The 18,368-nt window shown below is 67.1% G+C and carries 12 protein-coding genes, 1 tRNA gene and 3 pseudogenes; 10 read left to right on the top strand and 6 right to left on the bottom strand.

Going from position 1 to position 18,368, the window contains the following annotated elements; translation table 11 throughout:
* Nucleotides 1-33: 33 nt before the first annotated feature.
* A complete protein-coding gene (locus CSEG_RS14185) occupies nucleotides 34-1,050 on the top strand; it encodes an N-acetylmuramoyl-L-alanine amidase (RefSeq protein WP_083778404.1) in 1,017 nt (338 codons plus the stop codon).
* Here CSEG_RS14185 and CSEG_RS14180 read toward each other — a convergent pair.
* Both CSEG_RS14180 and CSEG_RS14175 read right to left on the bottom strand, forming a co-directional pair.
* Nucleotides 1,043-1,546: a GlcG/HbpS family heme-binding protein gene (locus tag CSEG_RS14180; protein WP_013079930.1), complete on the bottom strand. Its 504-nt coding sequence runs from the start codon at nucleotides 1,544-1,546 to the stop codon at nucleotides 1,043-1,045. The genes CSEG_RS14185 and CSEG_RS14180 overlap by 8 nt on opposite strands.
* Nucleotides 1,543-5,461, bottom strand: a pseudogene (locus tag CSEG_RS14175) (LamG-like jellyroll fold domain-containing protein). The gene CSEG_RS14180 and the pseudogene CSEG_RS14175 overlap by 4 nt, the downstream one beginning before the upstream one ends.
* A gap of 22 nt (nucleotides 5,462-5,483) precedes the next feature.
* Between CSEG_RS14175 and CSEG_RS14170 the strand changes: the two are divergent.
* Together CSEG_RS14170 and CSEG_RS14165 are read left to right on the top strand one after the other, a co-directional pair.
* Nucleotides 5,484-7,478, top strand: coding sequence for an acetyl-CoA carboxylase biotin carboxylase subunit (locus CSEG_RS14170; RefSeq protein ID WP_013079928.1), 1,995 nt, complete (start codon nucleotides 5,484-5,486; stop codon nucleotides 7,476-7,478).
* A gap of 54 nt (nucleotides 7,479-7,532) precedes the next feature.
* Nucleotides 7,533-7,937 carry a DUF805 domain-containing protein gene (locus CSEG_RS14165; protein WP_013079927.1) on the top strand — a complete coding sequence of 135 codons (405 nt, stop codon included), beginning with the start codon at nucleotides 7,533-7,535 and terminating at the stop codon, nucleotides 7,935-7,937.
* A gap of 10 nt (nucleotides 7,938-7,947) precedes the next feature.
* On the opposite strand, the gene lipB is transcribed toward CSEG_RS14165, so the two are convergent.
* On the bottom strand, nucleotides 7,948-8,673 hold the full coding sequence (gene lipB, locus CSEG_RS14160) for a lipoyl(octanoyl) transferase LipB (protein ID WP_013079926.1): 726 nt from the start codon (nucleotides 8,671-8,673) through the stop codon (nucleotides 7,948-7,950).
* Nucleotides 8,674-8,685: 12 nt separating this feature from the next.
* On the opposite strand from lipB, the pseudogene CSEG_RS14155 reads away from it, so the two are divergent.
* The 5 genes and pseudogenes from CSEG_RS14155 (at nucleotide 8,686) to CSEG_RS14135 (ending at nucleotide 13,335) form a co-directional block, all read left to right on the top strand.
* Nucleotides 8,686-8,995: pseudogene (locus CSEG_RS14155) on the top strand (FliM/FliN family flagellar motor switch protein).
* A gap of 85 nt (nucleotides 8,996-9,080) precedes the next feature.
* Nucleotides 9,081-9,165, top strand: a tRNA-Leu gene (locus tag CSEG_RS14150).
* A 147-nt stretch (nucleotides 9,166-9,312) separates the two neighbouring features.
* Nucleotides 9,313-10,767, top strand: a complete 1,455-nt coding sequence (mgtE, locus tag CSEG_RS14145; protein WP_013079924.1) for a magnesium transporter — start codon at nucleotides 9,313-9,315, stop codon at nucleotides 10,765-10,767.
* 83 nt (nucleotides 10,768-10,850) lie between these two features.
* Entirely contained in the window at nucleotides 10,851-12,092 is a 1,242-nt protein-coding gene (gene spmX / locus CSEG_RS14140) for a lysozyme-family localization factor SpmX (RefSeq protein WP_013079923.1), read from the top strand.
* A gap of 82 nt (nucleotides 12,093-12,174) precedes the next feature.
* Nucleotides 12,175-13,335 (top strand): isovaleryl-CoA dehydrogenase, encoded by a 1,161-nt coding sequence (locus tag CSEG_RS14135; protein ID WP_167535159.1) that lies wholly within the window; start codon nucleotides 12,175-12,177, stop codon nucleotides 13,333-13,335.
* Nucleotides 13,336-13,433: 98 nt separating this feature from the next.
* Here the strand turns inward: CSEG_RS14135 and CSEG_RS22625 are convergent, their stop codons facing one another.
* The 3 genes from CSEG_RS22625 to CSEG_RS14130 form a co-directional block, all read right to left on the bottom strand.
* Nucleotides 13,434-13,520: a hypothetical protein gene (locus CSEG_RS22625; RefSeq protein ID WP_106907315.1), complete on the bottom strand. Its 87-nt coding sequence runs from the start codon at nucleotides 13,518-13,520 to the stop codon at nucleotides 13,434-13,436.
* Between the two features lie 77 nt (nucleotides 13,521-13,597).
* Nucleotides 13,598-13,747, bottom strand: a complete 150-nt coding sequence (locus tag CSEG_RS22620; protein ID WP_013079921.1) for a hypothetical protein — start codon at nucleotides 13,745-13,747, stop codon at nucleotides 13,598-13,600.
* A gap of 196 nt (nucleotides 13,748-13,943) precedes the next feature.
* Complete coding sequence (locus tag CSEG_RS14130) at nucleotides 13,944-15,710, bottom strand: patatin-like phospholipase family protein (RefSeq protein ID WP_013079920.1); 1,767 nt, start codon at nucleotides 15,708-15,710, stop codon at nucleotides 13,944-13,946.
* 201 nt (nucleotides 15,711-15,911) lie between these two features.
* Here CSEG_RS14130 and CSEG_RS14125 point away from each other — a divergent pair.
* Nucleotides 15,912-17,506: pseudogene (locus tag CSEG_RS14125) on the top strand (carboxyl transferase domain-containing protein).
* Between the two features lie 18 nt (nucleotides 17,507-17,524).
* A complete protein-coding gene (locus tag CSEG_RS14120; RefSeq protein ID WP_013079918.1) occupies nucleotides 17,525-18,364 on the top strand; it encodes an enoyl-CoA hydratase-related protein in 840 nt (279 codons plus the stop codon).
* Nucleotides 18,365-18,368 lie beyond the last annotated feature (4 nt).

The following is an 18,368-nucleotide window of genomic DNA, read 5'->3' as shown; positions in this document are numbered from 1 at the left end:
TAGGCGCTTTGGAGCGCTAGAGGGGGCCGCGGCATGGTTGATCCGTTTCCATCAGGGCGAGGAATGGTCGAGGCCGCCGGGCGGTTGAACGTCCGGCGCGACAAGCCGCGCACCAACTCGCCCAAGGCACGGGTCGTCGAGGCAGGGACGCGCTTTCCCGTCAGAAACTCCATTACTGGCGACCTCGTCTCCGGCGTCAGCCAGTGGTTCGACCTGGGCGGCGGCGAGTATGTTTGGGCGGGCGGCTGCCGAGACTTCCAACCGCTCGTGGAAGAAGACGCCGACCGTCCGGACCGCCGACACCTCCATGACTATGTCCCACCGCGCTTCAAGATCGCCGCCGGCGTGCGTCATAGGATCCAGGGACGGCGACCTCACGGCCTTGAGGGTCTGATCGTCCACTTCGACGCCTACCGCATCAGGAAGGCGGGCAACGGCGTGGAGGACTCCGACACCCGGTCGCTGGACATGATGCGCTCGGGCCAGGCCAACGGCTTCCACTATGGCGAGATCAGCCGCACGGGGACGATCTTCCTGCCCGAGAATTTCGAATGGAGCGAGTGGGGCTCGCATGCTGGCGTCAGCCAGTGCCCCCTCACCCAGAGAACCGGCGTCTCGCGCTACTATGTCGGTGTCGAGATGAACAACCCTGGCCGCCTGTACGAGGCGCAGGAAGACGGGATCTTCTGCCCCTGGTTCAACGCGGTGCGCGACGCGACTGGCAATGTGGTGCTCGACTCGCGCGGGCGCTGCCAGAGGAAGTCTATCCACGACGAATGGTACGTGGCCTCGGAGGTCCGCACTGTCACGGCGGACGGCAACATCAAGGCGGGGACCTATCTGCCCTACAGTTTCGACCAGTTCGAGGCGCTGACGAACCTGTGCCTGTATCTGGCCAAGACCTTTCCGGCGACCTTCAGCCTGGATCGCGTGTTCGGTCATGACGAGGTGGCGCCGACCCGCAAAAACGACCCAGGCGGGGCCCTGGCCGACCCCGCCCGTCTGATGACCATGGCCGCGTTCCGGGCCTATCTGAAGTCGCTTATTTGAGCGTGGCGGCGGCCGCGCGGGCGACGGCTCCGTCCTGTGGGGTCGAACCGCCGGAAACGCCGATGGCGCCCACGATCTTGCCGTCCGCCAGCAAGAGCTCGCCGCCGTCTAGGGCTGTGGCGCCGGTGAAGATGGCGTTCAGCGTGCCGGCCTTCACCGCGTCTTGGAAATAGGACGTCGGGCGGCGGAAGTTGGTGGCGGTCTGGGCCTTCTTCAGCGCCACCTCGAGCGAGCCATACTGCGCGCCGTCCATCTTCTCGGAAAGCACGACCGCGCCGTTGGACTCCACCACGGTGATGACCATGGACCAGCCGTTCTTGCGCGCTTCGGCCTCGGCGGCGGCGACCACCGACTTGGCTTCGGCCAGGGTGATCACCCGCGCGGAATACGCCGGATGAACAGCGGGCGCCAAAGCCGGCGGCGCGGCTGTCTGGGCCATGGCGGGCGCGCCGACCAAGGAGAGGCCCACGACGATCAGGGCGAGAGCTTTCTTCATGGCAGCATGACCTCGTCGTTCAGGCCGGTGTTCTGGGCTTGGGTGGTCACGATCCGCACCCGCAGGCCCTGGGCCTTCACGCCGGCGGGAATCTTCAGCTTCACCGAAGCCGTCTTGGGCAGCAGGTCGCGCGGCGCCTTGAGGGCCGGCGTCCGCGTGCTGGCCAGCACCTTGCCCGAGGCGTCGACCAGTTCGAGCTTGGCCGCCGCGGCGTCCTGGGCGCCCAGGCTGTGGACGACGGCGGTGACCGTCGAGCCCTTCACCGTCACGTCCCCGCGCCCGACGCCGAGATCGGCGCGCTTGGCCGGATCGTCACCCGCAGTCGTCAGCCTCATGTCGATGACCGTCGTCTGACGCGGGGCCAGGACGACCTGGGTCCCCAGGCTGCGCTCGAAGGCGACCGAACGGCTCTGGGCCGCGCCGTCGATGGCGTCGTCGCCATTGGCGTCGAGACCCTGGGAGAGACTCCACTGGCCGGGCGCGATGTTCCAGCCGGTCATGGTGGCGGTCACCGGCTTGTCGGTCGTGTTGTAGGCCACGACCTTGAAGCTGGTCTTGGTCGCGTCCTTGACCAGCAGCGCCACGTCCGTGCCGTCGGCGTTGTCGAAGCGCCAGGAGACGACATGGCCTGGCGTCATCTGGGCGCGCTTGTTGGCGATGCCGCCCAGGCGCGTGCGTTGCAGGAAGTCAGACGGCAGCTCCACGCGGTCGGACCACCAATGGCCTTCTGTGTGCATGTACATGTGCTGGGCGTTCCACTGGATCTCGTCGGCGTAGAGCGCCTCCAGGAACGACTTGTCGCCGGTCAGCGACCAGGCGGCGTAGCGTTCGAACGCGCCGCCCTTGGCCGCGCCCTTGACCAGGGCGTCCTTGTTGGCCTCGCCCAGCTTCAGTTCGGTCAGCGCGTTCTCGTTGACGTTCTGCAGCGACCTCAGGCCGTTCTTGCCAATCCGCCATTGGATCGGGACCAGATACTTGAGATCGCCGGTCAGGCGGTAGGCGGCCCAGAACACCTGGAACGGACCATCGGCGCCCGAACCCTGCAGCACTGTGCCGCCGCGCTCGGCGTCAGTGCGCCAGTTGATCTCGTTGGGGTACGAGCCATCCGGCCGGACATGCGCCAGATAGCCGTCGGCCAGCCCGATGACCGTGTCGCGCGCGGTCGGATCGCCGTTGAAGTCGCTGATCAGGATCGACGGATGGGTGACGCCGAACGAGTACGGCTTCTGCCATTCCCACGGGCCTTCGCGGTAGAAGACGTTGCCGCTGTACCAGTTGGTGTTGAAGTGGACGTGGCCGGCGGGGTTCTTGCTGACCACCTTGGGCAGGGCTTTCACCGTCGTGAACAGCCGCTCGACCGCCAGCGGGTCGCCGTAGTTGACGTACATCGCCTCCGAGTTGGAGTTGATGCCCTCCTCGTAGGCGTGCAGCTCGTCCGTCACGATGGTCGAGAGACCGTCCGTGAACATGCCGTTCTTGTAGACAGCGTCGGTGAGACGATTCAGCGAGTGGGTGATCTTGTCGGGCTGGACGCCCATCAGCGCCAGGCCCGGCCATTGCTGCAGCAGATCGCTGTCGTCCGAGAGGCCGCCGCCGAAGTCGCCGAAATCGGCCTGGCGCTCGTCGATCCACCAGTTGACGTACTTGGAGACCAGCTTGAGGTCTTCCAATTGGCGGAAGGCCCAGAGGGGCGTGTCGTCCTTGGGCTTGGGCTGTTCGAACGCCGGCCAGCCCTGGCTGCCATAGGTGATGTCGCCCCAGTACTCGCGACCGATCTGGTTGTCGGGATCGACGCGCAGCAGGTCGGAGATGTCGGCGTAGAGGCGGCGATAGAGGCCCTGGCGTTTTGAGGTGGTGTGCTCCTCGACCAGGAAGGCCCAGTTGTCCTTCACCTGGTTCAGGCGGTCCTGGATGTGCTCGACCTTGGCCTTGTCGCGGTCCTTCAGCACCAGGCGGATCTTGGCGCCGTCCAGGGCCTTGGGGCCGAAGTCGGCGCTGCCGGCGGCGAGGGTCAGATAGAGGCTGTCGGCGGTCAGGATGCGGTCACGCAGGTCGAGCCAGACGGTGCGGGCCTCGCCGGCCTTCACCGACACGCTGACGTCGATCATGTTGCGGCCGGGCCAGATCGGATCCTTCACCTGGATGTTCAGGGGAATGATCGCTCCGGCGGCGCCGGGCAGGGCGGGGATGTCGATGGCGATCCCATCCAGGCCGTCGCGCGCATTCTCCCAGCCATAGGCCCAATTGCGAGCCAGCGGCTTGGCCGCCGGGGCGTCGCCGAAGCCCGACGGGATCAGCACGTGGACGATCGGCAGGCCCCCAAGGGCAGGCGATCCCGTCAGGTCCGAGGGCGCGCGCGGGCGCGTGGGCGCGGCGTCCGGAATGGCCACGACGGTGGCCCGCTCACCAGCGGGATGGCGGCCGGCGATATAGGCGTTGAGATCGGCCAGGTTCAGATAGTCCGGCGCCACTTCGGCGCGGACCGTGTAGCTCATCTTGAAGGCGTCTTTCGGCTCGGCGCCGGCCGAGACGTTATAGGCCCAGATCTCCTGGATCGGGGTTTCCTGCGCGATGTTGGTGAAGGTCAGGACCCCGCCCTTCAGTGGCTGGGCCAGGGTGGTGACCGTGCGCTGCTGGTCCTTGGCGCGGCTCCCAACGCCAACGGCCTTTTCGCCCACCTTGGCCGACCAGGAGAGGGCGCCGTAGGCCGGGCCCTGAATCTCCAGGCGATTGATTGGTTCGTCGGGCAGGGTCAGCGTCAGGGCCTTGCCGCCGTCGACATAGACGTTCCAGTCAGGCAGCTGGAAATAGTCGTCGCGACCGGTCAGGCGCGAACGGTTGTAGACGCCGGGCCAGGTGGTTTCCGAGATCCCGTCATTGGCGCGCCACATCCATTGCTTGGTGTCCTTGGCGTCGACAATCTCGACCTTGCGGATCGTGGTCTGCGGGTCAGCCAGGACGGGCGGCAGGTCCTTGTTCCAGCCGTAGCGCTGCTTCCAGGCGGCGTGGATGGCCGGGTCTTCAAGCGTGGCGACCGGCGCGGCAAGGCTCGGCGTCTCGTTGCGAGCGAGAGACGCGACGGCCGAGGCGTCCAGCGCGCGGTCATACACGCGCAGCTCGTCCAGGTCGCCGCCGCGCGTGAAGTTGTAGCGGCTCTGCACCTGGTGCGGCGCGATCACGCGGCCGGCGACGCCGAACTGGTCGAGTCCGGCGTCATAGACCGCCTTGGCTTCCTTCTTCGCCGCCAGCTTGCCGTCGACATAGAGCTGGACGCCGGTCGTCTCGTCCCAGGTGAAGGCCAAGTGCGTCCAGGCGTCGGGCGCGGGATTCTTGTCGACCTTGAACGAGACGCGGGTGCGCGAGAGGCCGTTGTCGGTGACGAAGGCGTCGAAGCCGTGGCCGTTCCAGTCGATGCGCAGGAACGCCATGTCCCAGCTGGAGTGGTCGGCGTAGCCGACGCGAAAGATCACGAACGGCGCGACGCCGACCGGATAGCCCGAGCGCCAGAAGAAAGAGAGCGTGCCGCGTTGGGCCAGGATGTTGCTCGGCGCATTCCACGAGACGATCCCATCGTCGGCGGCGCGGAAGCCCTTGCCGGCCTTGCCGTCGATCGGCGTGACCTTGTCAGCGAAGTTGGGAACGGGGTCGCCGGCGGCGATGTCGGCCACAAGGCCCTTATCGCCCGAAAGCTTGAACAGCAGGCTTGGCTCAGCCGGGGCTTGGGCGGCGGCGGCCGCGTTGGCCAGGATCAGCGCACAGGCCGAGCCTAGGAAAATCGCCTTCATACAACCGTCTCCTCCGACTAGCGGATATCCCGTTTTTGGTAACCGGTGTCATTCCGCAGCCTTGGTGTAGCGCCGTAAGGGCAGGCTTGCAAACCCGACGCGGCCTGATAGGCCATGCTGCAAAGCACAAAAATCACGGGCGGAAGTAGCCGATGTTCAGCAAGATCCTGATCGCCAACCGCGGCGAGATCGCCGTTCGCGTCATCAAGACGTGCCGTCGGTTGGGGATCGCCACGGTGGTGGTCTATTCCGACGCCGACGCCGGCAGCCTGGCGGTCGAGATGGCCGACGAGACCGTGCACATCGGGCCTTCGCCGGCCGCTCAGTCCTATCTCGTCGCCGACAAGATCATCGCCGCCTGCAAGCAGACCGGCGCCCAGGCCGTCCACCCAGGCTTCGGTTTCCTGTCCGAGAACGCCGGCTTCGCCCAGCGTTGCGCGGATGAGGGGATTGTCTTCATCGGTCCCAACCCCGGCGCCATTTCGGCCATGGGCGACAAGATCGAGAGCAAGAAGTTCGCGCAAAAGGCCGGCGTCTCCTGCGTGCCCGGACACATCGGCGAGATCGCCGACACGGCCGAGGCGGTGAAGATCTCCGAGGAGATCGGCTATCCGGTGATGATCAAGGCCTCGGCTGGCGGCGGCGGCAAGGGCATTCGCGTCGCCTGGACCCGCCAGGACGTCGAGGAAGGCTTCCCGGCCGTGCGGGCCGAGGCTAAGGCCAGCTTCGGCGACGACCGGATCTTTATCGAGAAGTTCATCGAAAGTCCGCGCCACATCGAGATCCAGGTGCTGGGCGACAAGCACGGCGCCGTCGTTCACCTGTTCGAGCGCGAATGCTCGATCCAACGCCGGAACCAGAAGGTCATCGAGGAAGCGCCGTCGCCGCTGCTGGACGAGGCGACCCGCGCCGCCATGGGCGCCCAGGCCGTCGCCCTGGCCAAGGCCGTGAACTACGACAGCGCCGGCACGGTCGAGTTCGTCGCCGGGCAGGACAAGAGCTTCTACTTCCTGGAGATGAACACCCGCCTGCAGGTTGAGCACCCGGTCACCGAACTGATCACGGGTCTGGATCTCGTCGAGCAGATGATCCGCTCGGCCTGGGGCGAGAAGCTGGCCTTCGAGCAGAAGGACCTCAAGATCAACGGCTGGGCCATCGAGAGCCGGATCTACGCTGAGGATCCTTACCGCAAATTCCTGCCCAGCATCGGTCGCCTCGTCCGCTACGATCCGCCGTCGGAAGGCGACAAGGACGGCTACAAGGTCCGTAACGACGCCGGCGTCCGCGAGGGCGACGAGATCTCGATGTTCTACGACCCGATGATCTCCAAGCTCTGCACCTGGGCGCCGACCCGGATCGCGGCGATCGACGGGATGGGGCGGGCGCTGGAGGACTTCCACATCGAGGGCCTGGGCCAGAATATCCCGTTCCTGGCGGCGGTGATGGACCAAGAGCGTTTCCGCTCGGGCAAGATCTCGACCAACTACATCAAGGACGAGTTCGCCGAGGGCTTTAACGGCACGGAGCCCACGCCCGATCAGCTGGACATTCTGACCGCCGTCGGTGCGGCCATGCAGCGCGTCTACGCGGCCCGCGCGCGCTCCGACGCCGCGGGTTTGGCCTCAACGCCGCGCGACGAGTGGGTCGTCTCGGTCGGCCACGCCAAGCGCAGGGTGAAGGTTGCGGGGGAGGGCGACATCACCGTCGAACTGCTCGACGAGGGCCGGGTCCTGAGCCTGACCGACATCGACTGGCGACCAGGCAAGCCGGTGTTCAAGGCCGCCCTGAACGGCAAGACCTTCACGGTCCAGGCGACGCCCGCCGCCGAGGGCTTCACCATCCGCCACCGCGCCGCCAAGGCGCGTGTGCTGGTGCTGACGCCGCGCTCGGCCGAACTGCACGACAAGCTGCCGGAAAAGCAGGCGGCCGACACCTCCAAGCTCGTGCTCTCGCCGATGCCGGGCCTGGTGGTCTCGATGGACGTCGCCGCCGGCCAGCAGGTCCGCGAGGGCGAGGTGGTCTGCGTGCTCGAGGCCATGAAGATGCAGAACATCATCCGCGCCGAACGCGACGGGGTGGTGAAGGCCGTCAACGCCAAGGGCGGCGACCCGGTCGCGGCCGACGAGGTGCTGGTGGAGTTCGCCTGAAGCTGCGCTTAGATTGGCGACGAGATTGAACGCCGAGTCGGAGCCAAGGCGAGCATGAGCGAACGTAGCGAGTGGGCGGAGCTGTTCCTGTCGTCGAACGGCCGGCTATCGCGCACGCCGTTCCTGGTCGCCGCGGGAATCCTGATCGGCGTGGCGGTGCTGTACGAGGCCATCGCCGGCTACACCCTGCACTGGCTGACCGGCTGGGTCGTCTATCCGGCCCTTCTGTTCTCGGGCGCCTGCGTGCTGTCCAAGCGGCTGCACGATCGCGGTCGATCCGGCTGGTGGGCGCTGCTCATCCTGGTGGCCTTCATCGCCGTCTGGCCGCAGCCCGAGCACTTCCTGGACTTCATGTTCTGCCTGGTCATCGCCTGGGCGGTGGTCGAGCTGGGGGTCATGGGCGGCGAGCAGGGCGCGAACCGCTATGGGCCCAATCCCTTGAAGACGATTTCGATCTAGGTCGTCCGTCCTAGACCGGCGTCGCCGCCTCCTCGACCGCTCCGAACACCTTCGTAAAGCTCACCCTCAGCGCCGCGTCCGCCTCGTCCAGGGTCACCGGCAGGCCCAGGTCCACGAGGCTGGTCACGCCATGCTCGGTCTGGCCGCACGGGACGATGCCCGAGAAGTGCGAGAGGTCGGGCTCCACGTTCAGGCTGATTCCGTGGAAGCTGACCCAGCGGCGCAGCTTGACGCCGATGGCGGCGATCTTGTCCTCGCGGCTCCAGCCCGCGCCCTTGCGTTCGACCCAAACGCCGACGCGGCCGTCGCGCAGCTCGCCAGTGACGTTGAAGGCGGCGAGGGCATCGATGATCCAGGCCTCCAGCGCCGCGACGAAGGCGCGCACGTCGCGCCCGCGCTTGGTCAGGTCCAGCATCACATAGGCCACGCGCTGGCCGGGGCCGTGATAGGTGAACTGCCCGCCGCGGCCGCTCTCGAACACCGGAAAGCGGTCGGGCGTCAGCAGGTCGCCCGCCTTGGCCGAGACGCCGGCGGTGTACAGCGGCGGGTGCTCCAGCAGCCAGACGAGCTCGCCCGCCGTCCCGTCGGCGATGGCGCCGGCGCGCGCCTCCATGGCGGCAACGGCTGCCGGGTAATCCACGTAGTCGGTCGAAACCGCCCACCCCACGGGCGCTGCGTCATCGCGCCTCATGGTCGGAAGTTCAGTGTTTTCAGCGTTTAACGGGAGCGCAAGCATACGGCCCTAATCTTGCAATCTTGGACGCGGCGACCCGGTTGGTCGCGTGTCAGTTCAGGGGCCTTACTTCGTGACCCAGGTCAACGCCGTCAATGTCGAGATCTCCGTCCTTTTGGGCCGCTCGATCCTGCCGATGCAGCAACTGCTGCGCATGGGCCGTGGCGCGGTGATCCCGCTGGACGCCAAGACCAACGACGAGGTCTGGATCCTGGCCAACAACCACCCGATCGCCCGCGGCGAAATCCAGATCAGCGACGACCGCATCGCCATCCAGGTGACCCGCGCGGCCGACGTCTACGACTACATGGCGGGCGGGGCGTAATTCGTCGCACAGAGAAGTTCGACATACTCGAACTTCCGACTTCCCAAAGCCGATTCAGTTTGCTACGTGCCGCCCCTCACCACGAGCGGTCGTGGCGGAATTGGTAGACGCGCAGCGTTGAGGTCGCTGTATCGCAAGATGTGGAAGTTCGAGTCTTCTCGACCGCACCAGGTGAACTTGAATAGGGCGCTCCGGCGAAATCGGTTTCCGACTCGCAAGGGGCGCTCTAATCGTTTCTGGCCCTGATTTCGCCTCGGGGTCGCTTCATCGGACCAAGCAGCACGAACCCACGCGCTCTAAGAGCTCAGGAGGCCCCCATGACCCGGGACACCGCCGAACTGACCGACGACGTGCTGGACGACATTCCGCTGGCCAAATCCGAGACGCCCGAGGAGCTGGAAGACCTGGCCCTTGGCGAGGACTACGCCCTCAATCCCGAATATGTCGAGATGGTGGTGGACGCCGCCGACAGCGGTGATTCCAAGCGTCTGCGTGAGCTGGTGGGCGCACTGGACCCGGCCGACGTCGCCGACCTGATGGGCTTCCTGACCGCCGATTATCGGGAGCAGATCATCCCGCTGCTGGATCCCGAGGCGCTGGGCGAGATCATCTCCGAGCTCGAGGACAACATCCGCGAGGAGGTCCTGGAAGCCACGCCGTCCGTGACCCTGGCCCGCGCGCTGGAGGAACTGGACACCGACGACGCCGCCGACGTCATCGATGACCTGGACGACACCAAGCGCTTCCAGGTGTTGGCCGCCATGGGCGAAACCGACCGCGCCGCGATCGAGACCACCCTGTCCTACGAGGACGAGACGGCCGGCCGCCTGATGCAGCGCGAGTTCCTGGCCGCGCCGGAGTTCTGGACGGTCGGCCAGACGATCGACCACGTCCGCGAGGCGGGCGAGACGCTGCCCGAACTGTTCTTCGACGTCTATGTGGTCGATCCGACCTTCAAGCCCGTCGGCGCCATCCCGATCAGCATCCTTCTGCGCAGCCGGCGCGAGACGCCGCTGGCCGAGCTGATGGAGGCCGTCACCGAAATCCCGGTCGACATGGACCAGGAAGAGGTCGCCTACATCTTCGACAAATACCACCTGATCAGCGCCCCGGTGATCGAGCCGGGCGGTCGCCTGGTCGGCCAGATCACCGTCGACGACATCGTCGAGGTCATTCGCGACGAGGCCCAGGAAGACATCCTGGCCCTGGCCGGCGTGTCCGACGCCGGTCGCGACGCCTCGGTGGTCGAGATCGTCAAATCGCGCCTGCCGTGGCTGATGCTGAACCTGGCCACCGCGACCCTGGCGGTCAGCGGCGTCGCCATCTTCCAGGCCGAGATCGCTCAACTGGTGGCCCTGGCCATCCTGATGCCGATCGTCTCGTCCCTGGGCGGCAACGCCGGCACCCAGACCCTGGCCGTCGCCGTGCGCGCCCTGGCCAGCAAGGAGCTGACCACGGCCAACGCCCGCCGGATCATCCTGCGCGAGCTGCTGGTCGGCCTGGTCAATGGCCTGTGTCTTGCTGTGGTGATGGGAACGGCGACCTATCTGTTCTTCGGGCCTGCGGATCACCACGACAAGCTGGCGATCATCGTCGGGGCGGCGCTGGTGGCCAACATCTTCACCGCAGCGGTCGGCGGCATCCTGATGCCGCTAGCGCTGGAGAAGATGGGGCGCGACCCTGCGGTGTCCTCGTCGATCTTCGTCACCTTCCTGACGGACTTCACGGGGTTCTTCGCGGTACTGCTGATCGCGTCCCTGCTTTTGCACTGAGGAATCCGGCCAAACTGGCGCGGACCTTGCGCCGGGACAGGCGAGCGCACCCGCGTCTGTCTCAATTTGGGTCAAACTAGGCGATGAAACCGCGTCATCAGGTCTCCCGCGCCGCCGTCGATCTCATCAAGAGATTCGAGGGCTACCGTCAGACGTCCGCCCAGCTTCCCGATGGACGCTGGACGATCGGCTATGGCCACACGCTGACCGCGCGCCCGGGCGCGACTGTCTCGGAAAAGGACGCCGAGGCGCTGCTGCTCTATGACCTGATCTCGGTGGCCCATTCGGTCAACGAACACACCTACACGCCGCTGACCCAGAACCAATTCGACGCCCTGGTCTGCTTCGCCTTCAACATCGGGATCGAGAACTTCGTGCGCTCGGGCGTGCTGCGCCGGATCAACGAAGGTTCGCTGCTGCAGGCCGCCTGCGCCATGGAGATGTGGCGCAAGGCCGACTTCGAGGGCGAACGCATCGTCATCGACGCCCTGGTTCGTCGCCGTTCGGCTGAAAAGACCCTGTTCCTGACGCCGGCGAACGGCGAGTGGGTGCCCGCGCCCAGTCCCGTGTTGCGGCCGAAGATCGACTACGACGCCAGCAACGCGATCCCGAAGCAGACGCCGGCGACGGTCAGCACCCGCACCGACGGCGACCGCGTCGTCGCCCACCGCGAAGGCGACCTGCCGTTCAGCATCGTTGTCCCGGAAGAGGACAGGCCGACCGCGACCGAGCAGTCGGCCGCCGCCGTCAGCGCGCGGCTCGAGGCCATCCTCGCCGAGGCGGAAACGCCGCCCAGCAAGGCGCAGCCGGACCTTGGCCTGCCAGAGCCGCCCGCGCCCCAAACCGGGAAGGCCGCCGGCGCCGCGCCGGGGCCCGTCCTGTTCCCGGACATGCCGGTCGAGCTGACGCCCTTCCGCCCGTCGCCTCAGGCTCCTGACAAGCCGGCGACCGTGGAGGCTTTCGCGCCGGGTCCCGTCGCCAATGAGCCGACGCTGTTCAGCCCGTCGGCGGACGGTGGGTCGGCCTTCAATCTCGACGGCTTCTCGACCAGCGCCGCAACCGAGCTTTCGCCCGCGGCCGAAATCGCCGGCGGTCGTCGGAAGGCGGCGCGTTCGAGCAATGCGAGCCTGCTGATCGTCCTCGGACTGCTGGGCCTTGCGCTGTTCGGCGGCGGCGTCCTGTGGATCCTGACCGTCGCGGCCGGGGCCGGTGATCAGGTCAGGCTGTTCGGCTATGGCGCGAGCATGATCGGCGCCATCTGCTTCGTGGTTTCGGCGTATCTTCTGTTGCGCCGACTGGCGGGGCCGGACAGGGCGGGCGAATAAGAACTTCCCTTACTCTGGGGAAGCTGAGCAAGAACGCCCGCGGGTCTCGTTGATCCGCGGGCGTTCGTGCTATGGGAGGACTATCATGACGAATTTCGCACCCACGATGGACTTCGCGCTGGGCGAGACCGCCGACGCGATCCGCGAGACGACCGCCCGCTTCGCCGCCGACCGCATCGCGCCGCTGGCCGCCGAGATCGACGAAACCAACACCTTCCCGCGGTCGCTGTGGGTCCCGATGGGTGACCTCGGCCTGCACGGCATCACGGTCGAGGAGGAGTTTGGCGGCCTGGGCCTGGGCTATCTCGAGCACGTGGTGGCGATGGAGGAGGTCTCCCGCGCTTCGGCCTCGGTGGGCCTGTCGTACGGCGCGCACTCGAACCTCTGCGTCAACCAGATCCGTCGCTGGGGCACCCCCGAGCAGAAGCGCCGCTATCTGCCCAAGCTGATCAGCGGCGAGCACGTCGGCTCGCTTGCGATGAGCGAGGCCGGCGCGGGCTCCGACGTCGTGTCGATGAAGCTGCGCGCCGAGCAGCGCGGCGACCGTTATGTCCTGAACGGCACGAAGTTCTGGATCACCAACGCCCCTCACGCCGACACCCTGGTGGTCTACGCCAAGACCGGGGAGGGGACCCGCGGCATCACCGCCTTCCTCGTCGAGAAGGGGATGAAGGGCTTCAGCGTCTCCAAGAAGCTGGACAAGATGGGCATGCGCGGCTCGGACACCGCCGAGCTGGTGTTCGAGGACTGCGAGATCCCGGAAGACAACGTCATGGGCCCGGTCGGCGGCGGCGTCGGGGTGCTGATGAGCGGCCTCGACTACGAGCGCGCGGTGCTGGCGGCGGGGCCGCTGGGCATCATGCAGGCCTGCCTCGACATCGTCCTGCCGTATGTGCGCGACCGCAAGCAGTTCGGCCAACCGATCGGCGGCTTCCAGCTGATGCAGGGCAAGGTCGCCGACATGTATGTGGCCCTGAGCTCGGCTCGGGCCTATGTCTACGCCGTGGCGCGGGCTTGCGACGCTGGAAAGACCACGCGTTTCGACGCGGCCGGCGCGATCCTGATGGCCAGCGAGAACGCCGTGAAGGTGTCGCTGGAAGCGATTCAGGCCCTGGGCGGCGCCGGCTACACCAAGGAATGGCCGGTCGAGCGGCTGCTGCGCGACGCCAAGCTCTACGATATCGGCGCCGGCACCAATGAAATCCGCCGCTTCCTGATCGGTCGCGAGCTGATCGGCGCCTGATACAGGCCATGAAAAAGGGCCGCCCCGATCGGGACGGCCCTTCCATCGTCGTAGCCGCTTGCGCAGCGCGTGACATGAAACCTTCGGCGCTCAACGCTTCAGGCGGAGACCTCGCTCTTCAGGCTCCAGGTCACGACTTGCGACCGCGGTTGGAGACAATGAGACACTGGATCACCTCCTTTCAGTAGTTGAACAACACAGGGAGGATATGGGCCTTCTTGCCGCGATGGGAAGAGGGCGCGTGCGCGACGCGAGGTCGCGGTCAGAGCGTCAGCAGACGGAGACCGATCAGGATCAGGACCCACATCGCCATGGCGGCGCCGACCGCCAGAGGGCGATCGAAGCTGATCCGCCGGATGCTCGGAGTCGGGACCGGGGCGCCACCGGGCGCCAGATGAATTTGCGTGGCCATTCCGCGTGAAATCCTTCCCTGGGGCCCCTCTGCCGGAGACCTGACTAAACCATATGACGAATCTTCGCCTATGAGAAGAATTCTTCACAAACCGCGAAGTTGCACGGTGTCTGATTGTCGCATGCGGTAGGTATAGGAGCGGGCGCTCGGCCATCTATAACTGCGCGTCCAGAGTCGAGGGCCGAAGAGGCCGCAGCTAAGGACGACTCGAGGCGGCCTGCCGTTCGCGCAGACTGAGGCGGCGGCGAAGCGTCGTGACGGGCTGGCGCAGAGTGTCGAGCGCGAAGCCGGCGGCGACGTGTCCGGCCTTCACGGCGGGTTCGAAGGCCCGCCAGTCGCGGATGTCGACCCCTTCCAGCTTGGGCGTGATCAGGACGTCTGTGGCCTCGCGGGCCGCGGTGATGTCGCGGCCGGACGTGACCGTAGCCGCCCGCATCAGCAGGGCCACGATCGGCGGGCCCCGCCGCCACTCGCCCGAGGCGATCCAGCTCCAGAGCGACGGCGGCGTGACCAGGTCTTCGGGCGTGATGCTGCGACCGCGCGTGACGTCGACGCCGACGATCGGCCCAGGCTGTAGGGCGCGCATCACGTCGGCGGGGAAGTTCTTCATCACCGCGCCATCCACCAGCACCGAGCCATGGTCGGTGGCGGGCGGCATGACGCCGGGCAGGGCGATCGAAGCCCGCAGCGCCGCCTGCAGCTCGCCGGTGCGATGCAGCTGATAGGCGCCCGAAGTCAGGTTCGACGAGACGCAGAAGAACGGCAGCCAAAGATCGCTGATCTCGACGCCGCTGAAGTGCTCTTCCAGCCTGGCCTTGACCTTTTCGCCGCGGGTCATGGCGATCATCGGGAAGGCGATGTCGTCCAGGGGGCTGGAATCGACGAAGGCCTTTTTGATCCGCGCCTCCATCTCGCCGTCGTCCCAGCCCATGGCCAGACCCGCGGCGATGATCGCGCCCATCGAGGCGCCGCCGACGAAGTCGATCGGTATGGCCCGCTCCCGCATGGCCTGGATGGCGCCGATGTGGGCGTAGGCGCGCGCGCCGCCGCCGGAGAGCACCAGCCCCACCGACTGACCGGTCATGACTCGGGCCAGGCGCTGCAGGTCGGCCACGCCGTTCTCGCGCAGATGGAAAAGGCGGGCGGGCTGGGTTGCGGCCACCCAGGCTTCGGAGCCGTGCGGCCGATCGAGGCTGGCCGATTGCAGCAGGATCAGGTCGACCAGGCGCTGGGCCTGCAGCGGACCCGAGGCATAGCTGGGGATGACCGTCGGCGGCGGGCGATCGCCGCGTCCCACCCGGAACAGACGGTCGACCTGACGGCCGACCACGTGCTTCCAAGCGGTCTCGTCGGCCTCGGCGACATAGAGGACGAAGTCGTGAGCGTGCTCGACATTGCCGAACCACTCGGTCGGCGCCAGCAGGGCTTCGCCGCCCTCAACCGTGACCGTATAGCCCAGGTTCTCGATGCAGCGGCTCAGCCGCTCCACGACCGGACGGATCGGCGCGCCGGGCTCGACGGCGATGAAGCCGAACACCGAGGGATCGCCGACCGCCGGCTGGTTTCGCGCCTGCCGCGCCCGATGGATCATCAGCCGCGACAGCTCCAGCAGGACGCTGGGGTCCTCCTCGGCCGCCTCGAAGAAGATATCGCGCGGCATGGCCAGCATCTCGCTGTCGCGCAGCGCGACCATGCTGGCCGAATGGGCGGTGTCGCCGATCATCGCCATCTCGCCGGCTGGTTCGCCGGGGCGGATCAAGCCCAGGAACTGCGGCTCCTGACCATCCTCGCGGCGGAAAGCGCCGAGGCGTCCGGTCTTCAGGAAGTAGAGCTGATCGGCCGGTTCGCCAGGCTCGAACAGGGTGGCGCCGCCGGGCAGCGAAAACCACGCCGCCGTTCCTTTTCGCCGCTCGCGGGCGAAAAGGCGCGCTAGGGCCGAGTCATCAGGCAGGGGCGTTTCCACGGCGCGGACGGTAGAGCGCCCGGGGCGAAGCTGTAAACGGCCTCGCGCTGATCGGCAGGCTTGACCCCAAGCGCGGCTTCGGGCGCAATCATTGCTCTCTAAGATAAAATGACTAAGAACGGTTTTGGCCCTGAATCTTCGGCTTTGGGGTCCAAAAAACTCCGACTTCCGGGGATGGGTGGAAAAGGCTAAGCGTCGGTCATGCCGAAGTTGAACTCCGTTATCGACGCGTCCAGCGACGCCTTCGCCCGCAACGCCGCGCACAATCGCGCCCTGGTCGCCGAGCTGCGCGCCAAGGTCGCCGAGGCGGCGCTGGGCGGTCCGGAGGGCGCCCGCGAGCGTCACGCCTCGCGTGGCAAGCTGCTGCCCCGGAAGCGGGTGGAGCGCCTGCTGGACCCCGGCTCGCCTTTCCTGGAGATCGGCCAGTTGGCCGCTTGCGACCTCTATGGCGGCGAGGCGCCGGGGGCGGGGATCATCTGCGGCGTCGGGCGGGTGTCGGGGCGCGAGGTGATGATCGTCGCCAACGACGCCACGGTGAAGGGCGGCGCCTACTTCCCGATGACGGTGAAGAAGCACCTGCGCGCCCAGGAGATCGCCGCCCAGAACCGCCTGCCGTGCGTCTATCTGGTCGACAGCGGCGGGGCGAACCTGCCGCACCAAGCCGAGGTCTTCCCAGACCGCGACCACTTCGGCCGCATCTTTTTCAACCAAGCGCGGATGAGCGCGGCGGGCGTCCCGCAGATCGCCTGCGTCATGGGCTCGTGCACCGCCGGCGGCGCCTATGTCCCGGCGATGAGCGACGAGACGGTGATCGTCCGCAACCAGGGCACCATCTTCCTGGCCGGCCCGCCGCTGGTGAAGGCGGCCACGGGCGAGGTCATCAGCGCAGAGGAGCTGGGTGGGGCCGAGACCCACGGTCGCCGCTCGGGCGTCGTCGACCACGTCGCCGAGAACGACGAGCACGCGCTGGAGATCGTCCGCGCGATCGTCGCCAACCTGAACACGACCAAGCCGCAGGAGCTGGTCCTCGCCGAAGCCGAGCCGCCCCTGTACGATCCCGAAGAACTCTACGGTGTCGTTCCGACCGATGTCCGGGCGCCCTATGACGTGCGCGAGGTCATCGCCCGTATCGTCGACGGCTCCAAGTTCGACGAGTTCAAGGCGCTGTACGGCACGACGCTGGTCTGCGGCTTCGCCCGCATCTGGGGCCAGCCGGTGGCGATCCTGGCCAACAACGGCGTGCTGTTCAGCGAGAGCGCGCTGAAGGGCGCGCATTTCATCGAGCTGGCCTGCAAGCGGAAGATCCCGCTGGTGTTCCTGCAGAACATCTCGGGCTTCATGGTCGGCGGCAAGTATGAGGCCGGCGGCATCGCCAAGGACGGCGCCAAGCTGGTCACCGCCGTCGCCTCGGCCGAGGTCCCGAAGTTCACCGTGCTGATCGGCGGCAGCTTCGGCGCCGGCAACTACGGCATGTGCGGACGGGCCTATTCCCCGCGTTTCCTGTTCACCTGGCCCAACAGCCGCATTTCGGTGATGGGCGGTGAGCAGGCCGCCAGCGTGCTGGCCACCGTCCACCGCGCGACGCGGCCAAGTGGACGCCGGAAGAGGCTGAAGCCTTCAAGGCGCCGATCCGCCAGCGCTACGAAGATGAGGGCAACCCGTATCACGCCACGGCGCGGCTATGGGATGACGGGATCATTGACCCGGCTCAAACCCGCGACGTGCTGGGGCTTGCAATCTCGGCCAGTCTCAACGCCCCTATCCCGGAGACGACCTTCGGCGTTTTCCGGATGTAGCGCTTACAGGAGCTTCCCATGACCAACCCCATCGCCGATCCCATCGTCGAGGTCCCCGACACCGACGCGATGAGCCCGCTGGTCCACATGGAGAGCACGCCCGAGGGCGCGGTCACCGTCTGGATCAATCGCCCCGAGAAGAAGAACGCCTTCGACGCGGCGACCATCGCCGCCCTGCGCCAGACCCTCGAGACCCTGCACGGGGCCGAGGGCGTGCGCGTGGTGTTCCTGCGCGGCGTCGCCGGGACGTTCAGCGCCGGCGCGGACCTCTCCTGGATGGCCGACGCGGTCGAGTGGGACGAGGACGACAATCGCGAGGACGCGCTCGAACTGGCCCATATGCTCAAGGCCTTGCACGACATCCCGGCCCTGACCGTGGCCCTGGTCGAAGGCGCGGCCTATGGCGGCGGCGCGGGTCTTGTCGCGGCGTGTGACCACGCCCTGGCCACGGCTGACGCCCAGTTCTCGTTCTCCGAGGTGAAGCTCGGCCTCACCCCGGCGACGATCAGCCCCTATGTCATCGCCGCGCTCGGTCCGCGCACCGCCAAGCTGCTGTTCGCCACGGCCCGCGTCTTCGACGCCGACGCGGCCTGGAGCTACGGCCTGGTCGACGAGGTGTTCGATGACGCCGCTGGCCTCGAAGCCGCTCGCGACGCTCTGATCGAGGAGATGGTCCCTTGCGCGCCGGGCGCGATCGGCGACGCCAAGGCCTTGGTCAACGATTTCGCTGGTCAGAAACTCGACAGAGGCCTGGTCGAAGAGACCGCCCGCCGCATCGCGCGTCGCCGTGTCTCGGAAGAAGGACAAGAAGGCGTGCGCGCTTTCCTCTCCCGTCGTAAACCCACCTGGGCTGAATAGACTC

Source organism: Caulobacter segnis ATCC 21756, from assembly GCF_000092285.1.
Lineage (GTDB): Bacteria > Pseudomonadota > Alphaproteobacteria > Caulobacterales > Caulobacteraceae > Caulobacter > Caulobacter segnis.
Note: the sequence above shows the minus strand (reverse complement) of the source record. Positions and strands in the feature narration are given on the sequence as shown.

What these genes read in the sequence shown, in the direction of transcription:
- CSEG_RS22620 (WP_013079921.1), bottom strand. Translation starts at nt 13,747, where the DNA reads ATGGCCACGCAAATTCATCTGGCGCCCGGTGGCGCCCCGGTCCCGACT.
- CSEG_RS14120 (WP_013079918.1), top strand. Translation starts at nt 17,525, where the DNA reads ATGACCAACCCCATCGCCGATCCCATCGTCGAGGTCCCCGACACCGAC.
- CSEG_RS14180 (WP_013079930.1), bottom strand. Translation starts at nt 1,546, where the DNA reads ATGAAGAAAGCTCTCGCCCTGATCGTCGTGGGCCTCTCCTTGGTCGGC.
- CSEG_RS14170 (WP_013079928.1), top strand. Translation starts at nt 5,484, where the DNA reads ATGTTCAGCAAGATCCTGATCGCCAACCGCGGCGAGATCGCCGTTCGC.
- CSEG_RS14165 (WP_013079927.1), top strand. Translation starts at nt 7,533, where the DNA reads ATGAGCGAACGTAGCGAGTGGGCGGAGCTGTTCCTGTCGTCGAACGGC.
- spmX (WP_013079923.1), top strand. Translation starts at nt 10,851, where the DNA reads ATGAAACCGCGTCATCAGGTCTCCCGCGCCGCCGTCGATCTCATCAAG.
- mgtE (WP_013079924.1), top strand. Translation starts at nt 9,313, where the DNA reads ATGACCCGGGACACCGCCGAACTGACCGACGACGTGCTGGACGACATT.
- CSEG_RS14185 (WP_083778404.1), top strand. Translation starts at nt 34, where the DNA reads ATGGTTGATCCGTTTCCATCAGGGCGAGGAATGGTCGAGGCCGCCGGG.
- lipB (WP_013079926.1), bottom strand. Translation starts at nt 8,673, where the DNA reads ATGCTTGCGCTCCCGTTAAACGCTGAAAACACTGAACTTCCGACCATG.